This window comes from uncultured Tenacibaculum sp. (assembly GCF_947495995.1).
Classification (GTDB): domain Bacteria; phylum Bacteroidota; class Bacteroidia; order Flavobacteriales; family Flavobacteriaceae; genus Polaribacter.
Genome location: NZ_CANMAX010000002.1, coordinates 21,830 through 41,226, shown reverse-complemented (window position 1 = coordinate 41,226; position 19,397 = coordinate 21,830). Strand labels below are relative to the sequence as shown.

Genomic DNA, 19,397 nt, shown 5'->3' with positions numbered 1-19,397 from the left:
AAATATCAACCGATAATGACAACTAAATTATCTTACATCTATACAATCTTAAGTCTTTTTCTTTTTATTCGATGTAAACAAGAAAAAGCCAAAGAAAACATTCAAAGTCAGAACACTTCGACAATTAAATATGCTAAAGGATTTGATATTATCGAAGAAAATGGAAATAAATATCTACTTATAAAAAAAGTTTTTCAGAACGAAATAAGCTCTTTTAAATACTTGCTTTCAGAAAAAAATGACTTTAAAAATAACGAGATCAAAGTTCCAGTAAATCGATTAGTTGTTACAAGTACTACTCATATTCCAATGATTGAACTGTTAGGTGCAGAAGATCGAATTATTGGTTTCCCAAATACTAAATATATTTCTTCAGAAAAGACAAGAAAACGTATCGAAGACGGATTGATTACTGAACTTGGCTCTGAACAAAGTATGAATACAGAAATCTTAATTGATTTGGTTCCAGATTTAGTTGTTGGTTTTTCATTGCATCCGAATAATAAATTATATAATAATATTACTAAGTTAGGTTTTCCTGTTGTTTTTAATGGTGAATGGTTAGAAGAAACTCCATTAGGAAGAGCTGAATGGATTAAATTTTTCGGTGTTTTATTAGGTAAAGAAAAAGAAGCTAAAAAGGTTTTCGAAACTATTGAAAAAGATTATTTAACAGTTAAAAAAATAGCTCAAAGTGTTGATAAATCACCAAAAATAATGTCTGGTAGTTTTTTTAAAGACATATGGTATGCTCCTGCTGGGGAAAGTTTTATTGGAAAATTTTTAGCTGATGCCAACTTAGATTATTTGTGGAAAGATTCTAAAGGAACTGGTAGTATACAGCTGAACTTTGAAAATGTTTTAGAAAAAGCTCAAGAAGCAGAATATTGGATTGGATGTGGTATACATGAAACCAAATCACAATTGTTAAGTACGAACAAGAATTTCGATCAGTTTACACCTTTAAAAACTAATAAAACATATACTATTGGTGCTGTAAAAGGAAAATCTGGAGGAATAAAGTACTTTGAATTTGCACCTATTCGTCCAGATTTAATTTTAAAAGACTTAATAAAAATTACTAATCCAGAATTATTACCAGATTATCAACTGTCTTTTTATAGATTAGTTGAATAAAAGCTTACTCAACTGTGGTTAATTTATTTAAGGCATTTGAAATTTTATTCAACAATTCATCTTTGCCTTCAATATTATGTCTTTCTTTTAAATATTCAGGATTATTGTATGTGATAAATACTTTTCCTGCCTCTTCGAAAATCATGATTTTTTGAGGAAGATCAATAGCTAAAGTTGGCGCTACTTCCATTAATGGAGTACCTAAATTTGGATTTCCAAATATTAGTAATTTAGTTGGTCGCAACGATAATCCTTTTTTACTCGCATTTTCACTATGATCTAATTCAAAAATGAGTTTTAAATTCGGATTACTTTCTATATTATTCTTTACTTTCTCGTACGTAGCTTGAAAACTTAACGGACTCTCTTTTTTTATAAAACTATCTGACATCTTTTTGTTTTTTTCTTTCTGTTGACAAGAAACAAAACCCAATACAGCACATAAAACAATTATATATTTCTTCATGTTTTCTTTCTTTTAATGACGCGCGTTTTCTTTTAAAAGCGTTGGAAATCTTTTCTTGAATCTGTTTAATCTAGGAATAGATACATTTTTCACGTATGGATTATTAGGATTCAAACGCTCATAGTTTTGGTGATAATCTTCAGCTTCATGGAATTTTTTAATCGGTAATACTTCTGTAGCAACTTTACCTTTGTATACCTTATAGTTTAATGATTTAATATATTTTTCGATAATATCCTTTTCTTCATCATTATTATAGAAAGCAATTGATCTGTATTGAGTTCCATAATCTGGATGCTGACCATTAACTGTTGTAGGATCGTGAGAACCGAAAAACGCAATAACTAAAGTTGCAAAATCAACTTTTTTAGGATTATAATACACCGCTACAGTTTCTGCATGTCCTGTTCTACCAGTTCCAATACTTTTATAAGTAGGATTTTTAGTATGACCTCCTGCATAACCAGAAACAGCTTCATTTACTCCTTCCATACTTTCAAAAATTGCTTCTACACACCAAAAACATCCACTAGCAAAATAAGCTACTTTTTGATCTTTTTGTGCTTTTACTGATGTTCCTATTATTAAAAACGCTATTACTATTAAATTTTTCATTATTAGATTATTTTCTTTTATGTCGTTTAAAAATACGCTTTCATACAAAAAGCTACCCGAAGATACGGATAGCTTTTCAAATTATAAACTAACAAAATTCAATAGAGACTCCTACTGAATGCTTTTATCACCTACATTAGGATTGTACACATAGTTAAATGAGTAGTATCTAGCATTATCTGCTTCTGTAGGATCATTATCTTTATAGTAATTTAAAATTTCAATTTTTGCATAATTACCATCTATAGTTCTTACAATAATTACTTTTCCTGCTAAAGGACTAATTAAGTGTGTTGGTGGTCCTGCGTAATTATACCATCCATTATCACTTCCTGTAGGTAATGCATAACTTCCTGCAGCATCTTGTGCAAAAGTAACTTCACTTGGTACAGTAGTTATGTTACCAAAAATTCCATTTTGTATAATTAAACCTGCATTTCCTGTTCTTTCTGGTTCATCAGACAGACTTCCTATTTTAGCACCTCCGTTTACTAAAATTGTAGTTCCTCTAAACGCAATATCCCAACTATCATCAGTTACTTCTCCTCCAGCTTTAAAACTAAACTTTGTAAAACTTCCTGTTGTTACTGGAGGATTTTGTGTGAAATCTGTGTCTTGTAATGCTGCTAAGTTTGTAATTGTTTTAGATTCTACTGGTGCAGTTGGTATCGTATTATCTTCATCGTTACAAGATGTGGCCACAAAACCTATGACTAATAATGCTAAAATTAATTTTATTTGCTTCATGATTATTATTATTGATTGTATTAAAATTTATATACGTTCCTATAAGTTAAATTGTATTCTTGTGTAAAAAGTTCGGCCTAAACGTAATGCTGAATCTTGACCAGGAAAATCATCTAGGTTTTCTGTTCCTCTGCTATCAAATACATTATCTACTCCTAATTGTACACTCATCAGATTAAAGAATGTCTTTTGTAATGCGGTATTAACTTGAGTATTTCCTGCTATAAAAGCATCATAATTGTCGATAATCCCACCACTATTATTTGTATCAAACAATGCATATTTACTTCTATATAAAACCCTCACATTTGCTGAGAAATCGTGTTCGAAGTTTTCGTAAAATAGTTTTGCGTTTACAATATGTTTAGATCTGTTCGGTAAACCGAAATATTGACTTGTAGTTAATATTTCTGATGGAGAACTTGGAGTTCTTCTAAAGAATACTGTACCTGATTTTATTGCATCTAATTCTTGTTTATCTCCGGTATCCAGAAATTGATAACCTGTTGAAAATCTTAAATTATTATTGATCTTGTAATTCACATCAACTTCTACTCCTTGCGTAAATACTTCTGCTCTATTTTCATATGAGAACACTGAGACTCCAGGAAGATCTGGAAAGTTTCCTCTAGTTACAGCAAACGTATTGATTAAGTCTTTGAAGTCGTTTCTGAAGAAATTAATGTTTAATCTTACACCACGCAGCGGTTTTAATTGAAAACCAAAATTATAACCAATAGAACTTTCTGGTTTAAGTTCTTTATCTAGATTTTGAACTTCTGGTCTGTCTCCATAAAGATCTTCTAACACATGTGTTCCTAACACAATGTAACCACTAGCTGTATTTCTGAAGTTGAAAAATAAATGTCTGAAATCTGGAACTTTATAACCAAAACCGACAGAAACTTTAGTAGTTAACCAATTATTTATTTTATAATTTGCTGATAGTTTTGGGCTAAACGCAGATTTGAATTTATTGAATGTATCGTATCTAAATCCTAAGATTACATTTAGATCTTTTCCAATATTTGTATCATATTGTCCAAAAAGATACTTGGCATTGTATTGCTCGTTTCCTTCAAAGAAAGTACGTTCTAGTCCATCAAAATTCCCTCCTGCTCCAGCAATAATATTTCCGAAAGAAAAATCAAACTCTGCTTTAATTTCAGGTCTGTATAATGTTCTATCAAAAACAGAAGTGGTTCCATTAAAAACACTTTCCGTCTTAAAACGCGTACCAAACAATAGATAATCTATTTTTATTGCATCTGTTAATTGATGTGATACATTTATTGATGAATAAAAATCTGTTTTTTCACTATCGCCTGCAGCTTCAAAAACTTCTTCATTTAAATATCTAGCATCCGTATTTATTTGTAATTGATCTGAAAGTTCATAAAACAAACGTAAATTCCCAGTAAAATTCTGATATGGTATACCTGTATTTCCAGGAGTTTCTGGTGATAAATCGTAAGCTCCGCCTGAATTTAAATTAACACTCGCATCTAGTCCTAACTTATTTTTTTGATGCGTAAGATTAGCATTTAAGTCTAATTCTTCACGAGCTAAAAATCGAGTCATAAAACTAACATTACCAGATGTTTTATCTTTGTCAGGCGTTTTAGTTATGATATTGATAACACCACCTAAAGCTTCTGATCCGTATAAAGAAGAAGACGGACCTTTAACAATTTCAATTTGTTTGATATTGTTTACCGAAAGTCTATTCAAATCAATATTTCCCGAGGTTCTTCCAACTAAAGGCAAACCATTTATTAAAATTAGAACATAATCGGCAGCAACACCTTGCATTTGTACTCCTTCTGAATTTCCTACATCAGAAACAATAATAATTCCTGTTTGTTCAGCGATAATATCTCTTAAACGAGTAGAACCCGTTGCTAAAATTTGTTTTTTAGAAATTAAAGTTACCGGCATTGGTAAAGAAGATAACTGTCTCTTCGTTCTTGTTGCAGTTACCACAACTTCATCTAATCTATCATCTATCGTATCTTTTACTACTTTCTTTTCTTGTGAAAAACTATTCAAAGTAATCAAGCAAATTAAAAATCCGAAACACTTATTTAGAAACATTCTTAATAATTTTGATGCAAATATATATTTTATTTTTAATTGATCTAAATAAATTATAAATTTGTCTCGAATTATTTAATCAGACATAAAATGAAAAAAGTAGTAACTGTTTTAATGATTAGTTTCATTTTGATAGCTAATGCACAACAAGACAAAAAAGCGCAAGATTTAAAAGCTATTAAATCTATGAGCGGATGCTTTGAAGTAGGATTCAATTTTGCTGAAACCTTCAATTATTCTAAAGACAGTTTATATAAACCATCTAAAAAGAAACATGACAAAGCTTTAGAATGGGTAGAAGTAATTACTGACAAAAAGAGTAAAATTCAGATGCAACATTTACTTATAGTTGGACCAAAAGAAAGGCCACATATTGTAAAACATTGGCGCCAAGATTGGTTGTACGAAAACCAAGATTTATATCTTTTCCATAAAGATAGTCATTGGAAATACAAAAAGTTAGATAAAGAAAGCGTACAAGGGCAATGGACGCAAAAAGTTTATCAAGTAGATGATAGTCCGAGATACGAAGGAACTGCAACTTGGGTACATGTTGATGGAAAAAGTTTCTGGGAAAATACTGCTGATGCTCCTTTAGCAAGAAGAGAATTGACAAAAAGATCTGACTATAATGTTATGTTAAGAAGAAACAGACATGAGATTACAGAAAACGGTTGGATTCACAATCAGGATAATGATAAAATAGTTAGAGAAGATGGTAAAGAAGATTTCTTATTAGCTCAGGAAAAAGGGTTTAACACTTACAAAAGAGTTCCTGATAATAAATGTATTGCAGCTCAGAACTGGTGGAAAAACAACCATGGCTTATGGAAAAAAGTTCGTAAAAGATGGGATAAAGCTTTCGATAATGATAAAGATATTGCTTTACAAGCTAAAGTGAATAATAAAAAATTATACTCGCATCTTTTTAAATTAAAAGCAGGTGCTTCTAAAAAACAAGTAAATGAGATTATAGATAGTTTTATCAAATAATTTCGTTCGTTGTTGTAATTTGTTATGTTATATTTATAAAAGCCTTACTTTAAAAAGTAAGGCTTTTTCTTTTCAATTTATCTATACAATCCTAAGTATAGTAATGTTAACGCTATTGTATCGTGAAAACCATGCATAATTACTAGTAAACTTAAATTCTCTTTATTTTTATAAAAAATGATCGAATATATTAACGCTAAAGGAAATATTTGTACAACTCCTGTTATTCCTTGGTAAATATGAGAAACACTAAAATATAACGAGACAATTACAATTCCTAAATACCAAGCCTTCTTTGTATTTCCGAATAAAGCAACTAAACCTTTTAAGTAAAAGCCTCTAAACAAGAATTCTTCTCCAAAAGCTGCGAAAATCCAAATTACAATTAAAGTAATTATATAGTTTATAAAGTTTCCTTCTATTCCTGCTAATGACGATAGGTTTGCTTTTCCTAAGTAACTTTCTATAATTGAATCAATAGGAATAAAAATTGCATATAAAATTGATGCATAAATAATTCCTCTCACTATTGTTCTTTTATTGATTTTCTTACCGAAACCAAATAGCGACCAATTGTATTGGCTCGACCATAATAATAAACCTGCTATTGTTAATCCGAAAAAGTAACTAAAGTTTCTATCGAAATATCCTAAAAAAGGAGCTATGATCATTACTAAAACTACGATGTAAGATTTACTTAATTGTGTATATATTTTTGTTTTCATTTGAATTAAATTTTTGAATTGATGATATTTTTATTGCAAGAATTTGTGTTATTTATTAACTGTTCATTTTTTTGCTTGTCCAAAAAAACGAACCAAAAAAACGACACTTCTTCTAGGTGTTTTTAGCTTTATAAAGGGTATTGTTTTCCGTTGTGTAGAATTCTATAAAAGGTTTTATTTTCAATTAATAATCCTTCTGATTTTTTATTTGGTAACATAGATATATAATCACTCGGATGTTTTACATCAATAGCATACACTTTTCCTTCATACATTTTATTGACTTTCCATTGTAATGTATGTCCGACTACAATGTTTTCTGCATTGAATTTTGAAATGCCTTTTGCTACTTCTTCTTGCGATAATTCATTTTTAAAATATCCTCTGTACCAACAAATCCCAGTTTTAGTTGATAATACTTTATCTTCTACAGTTTTGTTAGGTTTAGGAAAATGACGTTGATAGTAATTCGTTCTGTTTATTCGATTGATATCATCTAATGTTAAATTAGTTTCTGCTATTTCGGGATGAATTCCTCCGTGAGCAAATAAAGTTCCGTTGATAGATTCAATTGTGTTTTTACTTGACATCCATCTGCCTAAAACAGAATTTTTACTATATAAATCATACTGTTGTTTTCCTAAAATTGAAGCTACTGCGTAGTATTTTTGTTCTGCTGATTTATACTGACCTTGCATATTCTTCAGCTCATGATTTCCGATAATAAAATGTACTATCCCACCTTTTTTCTTAGCTTCTTGTTCTAGTTTGTAAATAAACCAAAGTACTTGGGTTGTAGAAAACCCTCTATCTACAAAATCACCAACTAATACTAAATGACCTTTACCGAAAGTCCAATTTAAATTCGCATCGATAACTTTGTTTTGAATTAAGAAATCTCGAAATGTTTTGTAACCACTTTCAATATCTGAAATTGCTAAAATTTTATTTCCATCATTATATATAGATTTTGGAGTTTCAAATGCTGTTTGTAAGTCAAAAGAAAATCGTGAGGAATCCAAAGGAAAGAAACAAGTTAACTCTTCTTCAGCTTTAGTATCATATGTTTTTCTATCTACATAGAAACCGTCATTTTTATTTCCTTTTACATATTCAACACTGACTAAACTATCGTTCTTATAAAAAATATACGGACCTTCTTCTTCTAGATTGTAACGTAAACTATTCTGATTATAATTTAAAGTTCCGTTCATTGCGATTATAATTCCGCTTCCTACTAAAATCAATACAGTTAGTGTTACAAAAACATGTTTTACATAGCGAAAGATTCTTTTTTTCATCGGTTAAAGTTTTAAGTTTCCTCAAAAGTATTTTAGCACTTTAACCTTTTAAAACTATTGGGATAAACGACTCTTAAGTTGTATTAAAATCTTCAATTCTTCTTGAAAAGCACCTTTATTACGAGTTATTGTCTGTTTATTATGAGTTAATGAACGTTTGTCTTCTTTATTTGTAGAATCCTAGTCAATCTTTAATTTAGCTGTATGATACAATGGTTCAAACAAAACAAAAGAATATTTATACTTATTAGTTTTATTTCTATCGCTATTCCGTTACTATGGCTTAGTTATAAAATTATTGGTACCGATAAAGATTCTTTTATTATTACCGTAGATTGGCCTTCAAGCGTAGTTTTTATTTTATTAGGATATTATATTCTTCTCATATTAACTATTCTTGGAATCGCTATACATTGGTTGGTTCAGCAAATAAAAACGATCATCGATTTAAAAAATGAAAAGAAAAAAACAGAGTTAATTCATCTGCAAACTCAGGTTAATCCGCATTTCTTTTTTAACATGCTGAATAATTTATACGGACTTATAGATCGTGATTCGGAAAAAGCTAAACAATTGGTTTTAAAACTTTCTGATATGATGCGTTACAGTGTTTACGAAGGTTTAAAAGACTCTGTTTTTATTCAAGAAGAAATCGATTTTATTCAAAACTTTATCAGTTTACATCAAATGCGTTACAAGAAGAATATTGATATTTATTTTAAAACAAACATTAAAAATAATAATGTAAATATTGTCCCGCTTCTGTTTATTATTCTTGTAGAAAATGCTTTTAAACACGGCGTTGAAGTACTACGTAATGAAGCTTTTGTTTCAATTGAATTGACAACTACTAATTCAGAATTTAAGTTTACAATTAAAAATAATTTTGATCCCACGCATGTAACTCAAAAAGGAATCGGATTGGAAAATTTAACACGTCGATTAGAACTTACCTATCCGAATAACCATACATTTACTACTCGTACAGTAAATAATACTTTTGAAGCATTTTTAAGCATTACAATATGACCAATTATTTAATTATTGATGATGAATATATTGCTCACGATATTATAAAAGGATATTGTGATTTGTTACCGAATTATAATTTGGTGAAAAGTTGTTACGATGCTATTGAAGCTTTAGAATGTTTGAAAAACAACTCGGTAGATTTAATCTTTCTAGATTTAAATATGCCTAAATTAAAAGGTTTTGATTTTTTAAAAACCTTAACCAATCCGCCTAAAGTGATTGTTACTACCGCATATAAAGAATATGCGCTAGAAGGTTATGAACTTAATATTGTAGATTATTTATTGAAACCTTTTAGTTTCGAACGTTTTGTAAAAGCAATACAAAAAACAGAAGTTGTTCATACTCCAAAAACAGTTTCAGCAACAGTACCAGAAACTACTGGCGATAAACATGTTATTATAAAATCGAATAAGAAGTATTATCAAATCTTATTAGACGATTTATTATATATTGAAGCGGTTGGGAATTATTGTAAAATCGTAACCGAGCAAGAAGAACTCACCATACGAGAGAAAATCTCAGATTTACTAACGTTATTTCCAAAAGATCATATTCTACAAGTACATAAATCTTTTTTAGTAGCTAAAAGGAAAATCAAGTCTGTAGAAGGGAATCGAATTTTTATTAATCATCATATTATTCCTATCGGAAAAGTCTATAAAATTAATGTAAAAGAGTTTTTGAGTTTGTAAAAAGCTATTACTTCTTTCTTTGTCTTGATACAAAGAAGCAAAAATCAAGATTTAGGATAAGAATTAAAAAATACTACGGTATTACCTGCCAAAGATGAAAAGAACTCGCTTTGCTCAAACAGCTTTTCATCTAACCTCCACCTCTGCTACCTTGATTTTTTGTAATTCTTATCAAAGATCAAATTTAACGGCTATCGCTCCACTATTTTTATTCATAACACGCTATAATTTTCTATTGGTTTATATATGTAATAATAATCAAAATGAGGTTGGTAACTTTATGCTTTATTTTTATGATAAAACATTGTTAGAAACTTTGTTTGTTTCTAGTCTTAGTCTTTGCTACATTTGCTATATAATTCACAAGATCGAATGGAACATTTTATAGTATCGGCACGAAAATACAGACCTCAAAACTTTGAGGATGTTGTGGGTCAACAAGCGATTACAAATACGCTTGAAAATGCTATTAAAAATAACCATTTAGCTCAAGCTTTATTATTTACAGGTCCGCGTGGTGTTGGTAAAACATCGTGTGCGCGTATTTTAGCAAAACGTATCAATCAAGAAAGTTCAGATAGTGCAGATGAAGATTTTGCATTTAACATTTTCGAATTGGATGCGGCTTCTAATAACTCTGTAGATGATATTCGTAACCTAACCGATCAAGTTCGAATTCCGCCTCAAACAGGAAAATATAAAGTTTATATTATTGATGAGGTGCACATGTTGTCTCAAGCAGCTTTTAATGCTTTTTTAAAGACTTTAGAAGAACCGCCTGCACATGCTATTTTTATTTTAGCAACTACTGAGAAACATAAAATTATTCCAACGATTTTATCACGTTGTCAGATTTTTGACTTTAAACGTATTGGTGTTTTAGATGCTAAAAATTATTTGAAAGTAATTTGTGAGCGTGAAAATATTACTGCAGATGATGATGCTTTACATATTATAGCTCAGAAAGCAGATGGAGCGATGCGTGATGCGTTATCAATCTTTGACCGTGTAGTTAGTTTTTCTGGAAATAATTTAACTCGTGAAGCTGTTACTCAAAACTTAAATGTTCTGGATTATGAAGTGTATTTTAACATGACGGATTTATTACTAGAAAATAAAATTCCTGAAGTGTTAATGGCTTATAATGAAGTATTAGCAAAAGGTTTTGAGGGACAACATTTTATTAGCGGATTGGCTTCACACTTTAGAGATTTGTTAGTAGCAAAAGACGCTGCTACAATTCCTTTATTAGAAGTTGGAGATACTACTAAAAAGAAATACTTAGAGCAAGCCAACAAGGCTGCCATGCCATTCTTATTACCGGCTATTGATAAGGCAAATGATTGCGACTTAAAGTATAAAGCAAGTAAGAATCAACGATTGCTAGTTGAGCTGTGCTTAATGCAAATTGCCTCTATCAATTTTGATGGAGCAAAAAAAAAATAGCAACTTTATAATTCCTGCTACTTTCTTTACTTCGTTAGCTCCTACCAAAAAACAAGTGGCTGACGCGATTTCATCTGTACAACAATCTAAAGCTGTTCCTCCTCCTCCAAAAGCTCCAGTAGCTAAACCACAAGAAGAGACAAAACCTTCAATAAAAAACATTAAACGAAGAACTTCTGCGCTATCTTTTAAAGGATTAAAGCAAAAGAAGGAAACTCAGGTTGTTGAAGTTGAAGAAGAAAACTACGACAATCACCCTAGAACTCCGTTTACGCAAGAGCAACTAGAAGAAGCTTGGAAGAAATATTATTTTAAATTACAAGAATTAGGTGAGAAAAATACAGCCTCAATCTTATTAGCAGGACAACCTAAATTGCATCAGAATTTCGAGGTTATTGTAACACTTCCTAATACTTTAATGAAGAATCAACTTGAAAAAAGTAAACCTGCTTTATTAAAGTTTATCCGTGTACGTTTAAACAACTACGGACTTGTAATTAATATTAAAGTAAGTGAAACCGTAGAGAAAAAGTTCGCTTATACTCCGCAAGAAAAATACGCCAAGTTACGTGAGAAAAATCCGCTTCTAGATAAGTTGAAGCAGACGTTTGGGTTGGATGTCTGACTTCGAGAACCTCAGTCACCAAACTTCGAGAACCTCAGTCACCGAGCTTCGACAGAGCTCAGCTACCGAACTTCGATAAGCTCTCAACCACTTATCATTAATTAATTAAATCATAGGATTTTTAACGTGACTTTCAAAATCTCAGTTACCTAACTTCTACAGAGTTTAGACTAAACTCTCCCAACAGGTTTCGATTTTTCAATTACAAGGTTCCTGAGGTTCTCGAAGGACCGTACTTAAAGTACAATACGATTTACAGCTAAAAAACTTTGCATAAAAAAATCCTGAAACTAGTTCAGGATTCGTTTTTATATTTTTATGTTGTTTAAGCTGCATTTCTATGAGATTGACGGTATTTTAACCATTCTCCTACTCCACCTAACTTCTTTGCTTTATAAAAGTTACCTTCTTTTTTTATACAGTTTTTAACTGATGAAGTATCTACTGTTATGAATCCGTAAATGATAAGTTTGAAAACAGCATCTTTTATACCATTATATATAAATTCATCTGCTTCATTACTTTTCATCACTTCTGCTATAAAGTGATCTATACTTGTGTATTTCTTTTTGTTTGCTAATGTTTTAAAAACGATTTCTTCCATATCTATTCCCCTTTTAATTATATGTACAAAACTAATAGACAAGTATTTGATAAAAAATGTGATTTCTGCAGAAAAAAATGTGGATTTCCGTGGTTTCGACTATGTTTAGTTACTCAACAGTAAGAATAAAAAAATCCTTGAAGTAATTCAAGGATTTTATATTGAGTTATTTTTTGTGATGATTATTCTATCTCTTCACCTACATAAACAATGATATCATTCTCTTTGATGTCTTGTGAGGTTACTTCTGCCAAGATTTTAATAGTTTTATCTGACTTCAAGAATAAAGGAATTGAGTTATCTCTTTCATTCATCACTTCTACTTTAGCTGTGAAATCTTCTGGTGAGCTTACTTTTAGTTCATTAACTTGTGGGAAATCACGAACAATTTCAGTTACATTAATAAAATCGTCTTTGGCTGTAAATAGAACATCTGTATTTTCTAATTGCTTAGATGCTACTTCTCTTGATGTTGCTAAACGATAGGCTCCCATTTCTCCATAGATATCAGAAAAACGTTCTAATGCGTATTTATTAATTACATCACTTCCTGTCATTGCAATTAAATATCCAACATCATTCAGTTCAACATTATCATCTAAATTGTCATTATAAATATCAATATTAAATGCTTCAATTCCCATTTCTTTAGCATCATTCACATAATCTTTATTGCTATCTAATAAAATTACTCGACGATTGTTTTGCTTTAAATAATCGGCAATTAATCGTGCTGAACGTGACGCTCCAACAAATACAATTGCTTCAGACTTTTTAAGAAATACACCAATCATTTTTGCTAACATTCTTGCGGTAGTGGCGTTTAATAATACGGTTCCTAAAACAATCATAAATACTAGTGGAGTAATGTATTCTGCTCCAGGTACATTTTGCTTCATTAACTTGGTTCCGAATAAAGAAGCAATACCAGCCGCTACAATACCTCTTGGTCCTACCCAACTGATAAATATTTTTTCGTTTAACTGTAAAGTAGATTTGTGAGTACTTAAAAATACTGCTAGTGGACGTACAATAAAAACTACTAAAGCAAATAATACTACTGTTTTCCAATTGAAAATTAGCATTAACTCCGACATATTCATATTTGCAGCTAGTAAAATGAATAGTATAGAAATTAATAATACAGTTAGTGATTCTTTAAAGTATAATAGTTCGTCGAAACTTTTTAATTTACTATTTGCAATTACCATTCCCATTACCACTACAGCTAATAAACCTGATTCGTGTGCTAATAAATCTGATAGTACAAATACTAACAACACCATAGAAAGTGATACAACATTTAACAAGTAATGTGGAACGAATTTTCTATTAACGATGAAGATTAATCCTTTAGCAAAAATGAATCCTAGAGTGGTACCAAATAATACAATTTTGAAGAATTCGATTAGAGCGGTTTGTGTAAATCCGCTATCGCCTCCAACACTAATAAATTCAAAAACTAAAACGGCAACTAAAGCTCCGATTGGATCAATTAAAATTCCTTCCCATTTTAATACTGCTGCGACATCTTTTTTTAATGGAATGTTTCGAAGTATCGGAGAAATTACTGTTGGTCCTGTCACAATAATTAATGATGAAAACAACAAGGCCATTTCCCAACTTAAATCGAAGATATATTTAGCAAAGATTCCTGCTCCGAAAAATGTTACTACAGAACCTAAGGTGATTAACTTTGTAATAACTGGACCAACGTTTCTTATTTCACTCTTTTTTAAGGTCAATCCACCTTCAAAAAGAATAATACTAATAGCTAAGGAAACAAAATAGAATAAGCCTTCACCTGGAAATAATCCTTTTTTACCGTTCCAAATTGGTTCAATCCATTTACTACCTTCATTGAAATATTCTGCAGCAACTGGACCTACCAATAATCCTATTAAAATTAAAGGTAATATGGCAGGGATTTTTAATTTCCATGCAAACCACTGCGCTAAAATCCCTAAAATGATAATTCCTGCTAATTCTAACATTTTTATTTAATTATTACCTGTAAATGTATGCTATTTTTAGTTCAAATTAAAACTTTGATGCAATTCTGTTGCTGATTGTTCAAGCGCTGTTCATCTGGTGTTTTTTGTGATCGTTTTAATTTGTTGATTTACTGATTTCTGACTTCGACGTAGCTCAGTCAACAAACTTAGATAAACTTATTCTCCAAGTTTCGGCAGAACTCTATCTCCAAATCCATACTACTTAATTTTGATTGCAAAGGTCCCTGAGGCACTCGAAGGGCCGTATTGACTTCGATAAACTCAGTCACCAGACTTGACTTCGGCATAGCTCAGTCACCAGACTTCGATAAACTCAGTCAACACTATAAACTCAACTTAATTACACTAATAAATCTCTATAAATCGTTTTACTTGATTTCCTGCATTATCAATTACTGTAATTGTGTGTTTTCCTTTGGAAGGTTTTATTGGCAGTTCATGATAATCTTCTGTAACCTTTATGAAAACATCATCTAAATACCAATAGACTTTTGCTTCAGGATTACTATGCGTAAGTTTTATCAATACTGGATTTACAACTCCGTTACTGTCTTTAGTTAACGACATTTTTGACTGAATTGTTGTTGGATATACAAAATCGATCGTGTTTTTTTCTATAGTTGAACATCCTACTTTTATATCAGGAAGCTTTCTATATTCGGGATTTTTTTGTTTGTAATAATAGCCCATTAATGGAGGCAATACAAACCAAGATTTGGTAATCATATTGTTAATCGATTCACAATCGGAATTTACTCTAAAACTTTCTGAACGATCTAATAAAACTTCACGATGGTATACACATGAAGTTCCTCTTACTCCGTTTTTTGAAACTCTTTTCTTTACTGAAGGACAAATTGGTAATGCTATACAACCACTTTGTTTGCAGATCTGTACTTCTTCTAAATCTTCAAAAGGCTCTAAAAACCACGTTGCTTTTGGTAAAACATCAAACACAGAAAACATTAGCGGCGCTGCACTTCCCACTCCTGTTAAGTCAGGTCGCCCTTCTCCATCGGAATTTCCTACCCAAACTCCTACAACATATTTTGATGTAGTTCCAATTGCCCAAGCATCTTTGTTTCCGAAACTTGTTCCTGTTTTCCAAGCAATCTTTTGAGAAGAATCGTAATATTTCCAAGCTTGATCTGATAGTGGTCGATTAACATTTGTTAGTGTTTCTAGAGTAATATATGCCGATCCAGCATCAATAACATTTTGATTTTTGATGATATTACCAAAATCTACATCTGTATTACTTTGATAACTCGGATTTAAAAATTCATTACTGTAATAATTATGTTTCAGTTCTTCAAAATGATTAACTGCTCCTGCATAACCTGCGAACACTTTACATAAATCCCACAAACTTGCTTCTGCTCCTCCTAGAATAAGAGATAAACCATAATAGTCTGCTGATTTATTAATGTGTGTGATATCGTATTCTTTTAAATGATCTCTAAATTTTTCTAATCCGTATTCTTGTAACATTCGTACAGCGGGAATATTTAACGATCGTGTTAAGGCTTTATCTGCTGGCACAGCTCCATCAAATGATAAATCGAAATTTTTAGGTGTATACCCTGAAATTTCCGTAGGAATATCTTTTACTAACTGACTTGGTAATAGATCTCCTGATTGTAGCATGTGTGCATATAAAAAAGGTTTTAATGTACTTCCAGTACTTCTAGGAGAAACTACATTATTTACATCTTTTTGATGCTTTTTATCTGTTGGCGCATTTCCGACATAGGCTTTTACTTTTCGAGTAGTTACATCTAAAACTAGTACTGCTAAATTGTAGACTTCGTTTTGTTTCATTTGCTCGTAATGTAACTTTGCTAAGTTATTTACTTGCTGCTGTAAATTGATATCTATTGAACTCTGTAATCGTTGTCCGTTATGCTCTTTTTTTATTTCTTGCACAAAATGCGGAGCAATATTTGGAAGTTGATGTGGACGTTGTGGTAATTCTTCTTCTATCGCTAAACTATAGGTAAGACTATCGATTACTTTTGAAGTATAAAGCTTTTTTAATAAACGATTTCTTTTGTTTTTTAATCGTATTTGATTCTTCCCTGGATAAATTAAAGATGGAGCGTTAGGTAACACTGCTAAAGTGGCACTTTCGGCCCATGAAAGTTGATGCGGTTGTAGTCTGTAATATCGCCAAGCAGCCATTTCTAGTCCGACTACATTTCCTCCAAAAGGTGCATGAGATGCATATAATTCTAGTATTCTTTCTTTAGAATAACGAAACTCTAATCGTGTTGCTAGAATAAGTTCTTTCAACTTTTCTATATACGATCGTTGCTGATTCTTTCTTGATAATCGAATAACTTGCTGCGTTAAAGTACTACCTCCACGAACTACTCTTTTAGCTTTTAAATTTTGACCTAGTGCTTTTACAATGGAAACAGGATTGAATCCGAAGTGTTTATAAAAGTGCGCATCTTCAAACTGAATAATGCAATGTTTGAATTTAGTTGGTACAGAATCTAACTCAGGAAAACGCCATTGACCGTCACTCGCAATTGTTGCTCCTAATAATTCGTTATTACTAGAAGTGACTACTGTAGATGTTGGATTTTTAAATAATTCTTTGGGTAATGAAAAATAATATGCAATTAGCAATATGAAGAAAACTATAGTTTTCTTCTTGTGTCTTTTAAAAAACATGATATATATTTCCCTATTCAATTGCATTTTTCTGTAAAAGTAACTAGAAAACAGTTTAGTTAGTTACCAAACATTTTCCTGTTTTTAAATTCTTAATACTAGGATTAAACTTATTGTATCTTACATCAAACTGTTTTAGAAAAACTTGCTCATCTATACTTTTAAAAAAGGTATCTAATGCACAATAATCATTCAAGTTTGTGTTGTAACGAATACTTAAACTTCCTATAGTTTTTACATTTTCTAAGCCTTTAAGATTTGTCAATACTCTATTCTCTGCAATATGTAGCTCACCTCCTACTTTTACTAAAGCTGTAAGTTCTGATAAAGATGTTAAACTTTCATTTAACCAGATATCTAAATAATCAACAACCTTTTCTAAGTTCTGAAGTCCTTCAAGAGAAACTAAAGCTGAATTTCCTCTAATCAAAATTCCTTCTGTAATAGATTTCAAATTATCTAAACCTTTTAATGTTGTAATACTTTTATTACTCGCTAGCACAATATTATCAACTGTTTTTATTTGTTCTAAACCCTGTAAAGATTGAAGTTTATAATTGTTTTTGATACTTAAAACGTTGCCTATTCTTTTCAGGTTTAAGTCAGATATACTTTCTAGACTCTCGTTATCATCGATACTGAAATTTGTTTTTACATCAGTCAACTGTTCTAAACCTTTACATTTTTTCAAATTCTTATTTAGGAACAACTCAAACTCTCCCACTTTTTTCAATTTATTGAATCCTTTAAAAGAAGTTAGTGAACCATTATGAGTGATTTTACATAATTCTTTAATCTCTGTTACATTATTGAATCCTACAAAATTTTTCAATCCTGAATTTGCTGTGATTTCTAGCTCTAAAATACTGGTTAATTTTTCAAATCCCTGTAATGATTTTAACTCTGGATTATTAAATATATAGATTCCTCCTTTGATATTGGTAATCTTAGAAAACAATGCAACACTTTTGATATTACTTAAGTTTGCTCGATCTCCAATAATAAGATATCCTTCTATACTTGTTTTATTTTTGAGTATTCCTGTAGCGCTAAATGCTTTGTTGATTTCTTCTTGAGTTTTAAATTGTAAACTCCCTTTATACAGCTGCGCATTGATCTGAATTGAAAAAATCAAGATGCAGCAATAACTTAAAACGACTTTCATATTCAACTTACTTCTTCTTAGATCTCTTTTTATCATACACGTACTTCTTTCCATTCCAAACAAATATTTCTTCACACTCTAACACTAAATCATGTACATTATTTGTCTTTGTGTTTAAAATTCCTATTCTCTTTGAAGAGCTTAATGCTTCATTCTTTAATCCCTTGCCATTCATAATGATTTTAATTTCATGCAAAACTCCCCATCTACCAAAGTAACCACTTTCTATTCTGTCTTTAATTCCATTATTATCTATATCATATTCAATAGCATTTATTTTATCAACCTCCTCGATATTAAATGGTTCAAAATCTTCTGATTTTATTTCCAATAATGCTTTTCGCTTATGTTGTTTTTTAGTTTTTATTAATTTAAGTTGAGCATTTTCAAAAACATATGTTTTTTCTTCATCTTCACACAAAGTAGTATTTCCGTGTCCGATATGTTGTTCATCTACAATAAACTGCCTGACTTTATTCTTATCGTAATTCAATTTTATACCATCAAAATCATATCCCACTTTTTCAGTAGGTACAAATTCTTTTCCGTTGTAAGAATATATCATAATAGAATTACCACAACAATTACCTCCACAAGCATCTAACTCTAATAATATTTCTTCTACACCATCGTAATCGTAATCTTTTACTTCTAAAATACTGAAACATTGCTCATCGTCAATACTTAGAATTTTAATTTCTTTGGTGTTAATCTTTGCTACTAAACCATCATATAATTTTCCTTCTTCTTTATACGTACTATACTGAATATCTATATCTGAAAAAGGTTTTAAAAAACCATTAAACACATACGCTTCTTTTAGGTTTTCCTTTTGTATTCTTACCCAATACCCATTAATGTTTTCTGTAGTGAAAGAAAAATCAGTTTGCGCTATTATAGTTATTTTTTCTCCGTAAGTTAATTTACCTATTCGATCCCCTTTTATACTTGGTTTGTTACGGATTGAAAGTCCACTTTTCGCTGTAACTACATATTGTTTCTGACTATAAACAACGCATGTAATACTGATAAAAAGTAATAATAATATCTTTTTCATA

General features: G+C 30.6%; 15 protein-coding genes and 1 pseudogene. 5 read left to right on the top strand and 11 right to left on the bottom strand.

The genetic code is table 11. The features are described 5' to 3' along the window. Window positions 1-15: 15 nt before the first annotated feature. On the top strand, window positions 16-1,137 hold the full coding sequence (locus Q1A15_RS05250; RefSeq protein WP_299619899.1) for an ABC transporter substrate-binding protein: 1,122 nt from the start codon (window positions 16-18) through the stop codon (window positions 1,135-1,137). A 4-nt stretch (window positions 1,138-1,141) separates the two neighbouring features. Here the strand turns inward: Q1A15_RS05250 and Q1A15_RS05245 are convergent, their stop codons facing one another. The 4 genes from Q1A15_RS05245 to Q1A15_RS05230 form a co-directional block, all read right to left on the bottom strand. Continuing rightward, entirely contained in the window at window positions 1,142-1,603 is a 462-nt protein-coding gene (locus Q1A15_RS05245) for a DUF302 domain-containing protein (RefSeq protein WP_299619896.1), read from the bottom strand. A gap of 12 nt (window positions 1,604-1,615) precedes the next feature. Then, complete coding sequence (msrA, locus tag Q1A15_RS05240; protein WP_299619893.1) at window positions 1,616-2,218, bottom strand: peptide-methionine (S)-S-oxide reductase MsrA; 603 nt, start codon at window positions 2,216-2,218, stop codon at window positions 1,616-1,618. A gap of 111 nt (window positions 2,219-2,329) precedes the next feature. After that, window positions 2,330-2,965, bottom strand: coding sequence for an HmuY family protein (locus Q1A15_RS05235; RefSeq protein WP_299619891.1), 636 nt, complete (start codon window positions 2,963-2,965; stop codon window positions 2,330-2,332). A gap of 39 nt (window positions 2,966-3,004) precedes the next feature. Next, on the bottom strand, window positions 3,005-5,059 hold the full coding sequence (locus tag Q1A15_RS05230) for a TonB-dependent receptor (protein ID WP_299619888.1): 2,055 nt from the start codon (window positions 5,057-5,059) through the stop codon (window positions 3,005-3,007). 90 nt (window positions 5,060-5,149) lie between these two features. Between Q1A15_RS05230 and Q1A15_RS05225 the strand changes: the two genes are divergently transcribed. Continuing rightward, window positions 5,150-6,052 carry a DUF6607 family protein gene (locus Q1A15_RS05225; RefSeq protein WP_299619885.1) on the top strand — a complete coding sequence of 301 codons (903 nt, stop codon included), beginning with the start codon at window positions 5,150-5,152 and terminating at the stop codon, window positions 6,050-6,052. Between the two features lie 77 nt (window positions 6,053-6,129). On the opposite strand, the gene Q1A15_RS05220 is transcribed toward Q1A15_RS05225, so the two are convergent. Next, entirely contained in the window at window positions 6,130-6,777 is a 648-nt protein-coding gene (locus Q1A15_RS05220; protein ID WP_299619882.1) for a type II CAAX endopeptidase family protein, read from the bottom strand. A gap of 128 nt (window positions 6,778-6,905) precedes the next feature. Continuing rightward, window positions 6,906-8,078 (bottom strand): metallophosphoesterase, encoded by a 1,173-nt coding sequence (locus Q1A15_RS05215; RefSeq protein WP_299619879.1) that lies wholly within the window; start codon window positions 8,076-8,078, stop codon window positions 6,906-6,908. A 204-nt stretch (window positions 8,079-8,282) separates the two neighbouring features. On the opposite strand from Q1A15_RS05215, the gene Q1A15_RS05210 reads away from it, so the two are divergent. From Q1A15_RS05210 to dnaX, 3 genes and pseudogenes are all read left to right on the top strand, one after another. After that, window positions 8,283-9,107, top strand: a complete 825-nt coding sequence (locus Q1A15_RS05210; protein ID WP_299619876.1) for a histidine kinase — start codon at window positions 8,283-8,285, stop codon at window positions 9,105-9,107. After that, window positions 9,104-9,805 carry a LytTR family DNA-binding domain-containing protein gene (locus Q1A15_RS05205; protein WP_299619874.1) on the top strand — a complete coding sequence of 234 codons (702 nt, stop codon included), beginning with the start codon at window positions 9,104-9,106 and terminating at the stop codon, window positions 9,803-9,805. Before Q1A15_RS05210 ends, Q1A15_RS05205 begins: the two co-directional genes overlap by 4 nt. Window positions 9,806-10,177: 372 nt before the next feature. Beyond that, window positions 10,178-11,876, top strand: a pseudogene (gene dnaX / locus Q1A15_RS05200) (DNA polymerase III subunit gamma/tau). 325 nt (window positions 11,877-12,201) lie between these two features. On the opposite strand, the gene Q1A15_RS05195 reads toward dnaX, so the two are convergent. The 5 genes from Q1A15_RS05195 to Q1A15_RS05175 all read right to left on the bottom strand — a co-directional run bounded on the left by Q1A15_RS05195 (window position 12,202) and on the right by Q1A15_RS05175 (window position 19,396). Continuing rightward, window positions 12,202-12,480, bottom strand: coding sequence for a hypothetical protein (locus Q1A15_RS05195; protein WP_299619871.1), 279 nt, complete (start codon window positions 12,478-12,480; stop codon window positions 12,202-12,204). A 182-nt stretch (window positions 12,481-12,662) separates the two neighbouring features. Further along, window positions 12,663-14,474 carry a sodium:proton antiporter gene (locus Q1A15_RS05190; protein ID WP_299619868.1) on the bottom strand — a complete coding sequence of 604 codons (1,812 nt, stop codon included), beginning with the start codon at window positions 14,472-14,474 and terminating at the stop codon, window positions 12,663-12,665. Between the two features lie 366 nt (window positions 14,475-14,840). Beyond that, window positions 14,841-17,174 carry a penicillin-binding protein 1C gene (gene pbpC / locus Q1A15_RS05185; RefSeq protein ID WP_299619865.1) on the bottom strand — a complete coding sequence of 778 codons (2,334 nt, stop codon included), beginning with the start codon at window positions 17,172-17,174 and terminating at the stop codon, window positions 14,841-14,843. Between the two features lie 55 nt (window positions 17,175-17,229). Beyond that, window positions 17,230-18,309: a hypothetical protein gene (locus Q1A15_RS05180; protein ID WP_299619863.1), complete on the bottom strand. Its 1,080-nt coding sequence runs from the start codon at window positions 18,307-18,309 to the stop codon at window positions 17,230-17,232. Window positions 18,310-18,346: 37 nt separating this feature from the next. Continuing rightward, complete coding sequence (locus tag Q1A15_RS05175) at window positions 18,347-19,396, bottom strand: SH3 domain-containing protein (protein WP_299619860.1); 1,050 nt, start codon at window positions 19,394-19,396, stop codon at window positions 18,347-18,349. Between the last annotated feature and the right edge of the window lies 1 nt (window position 19,397).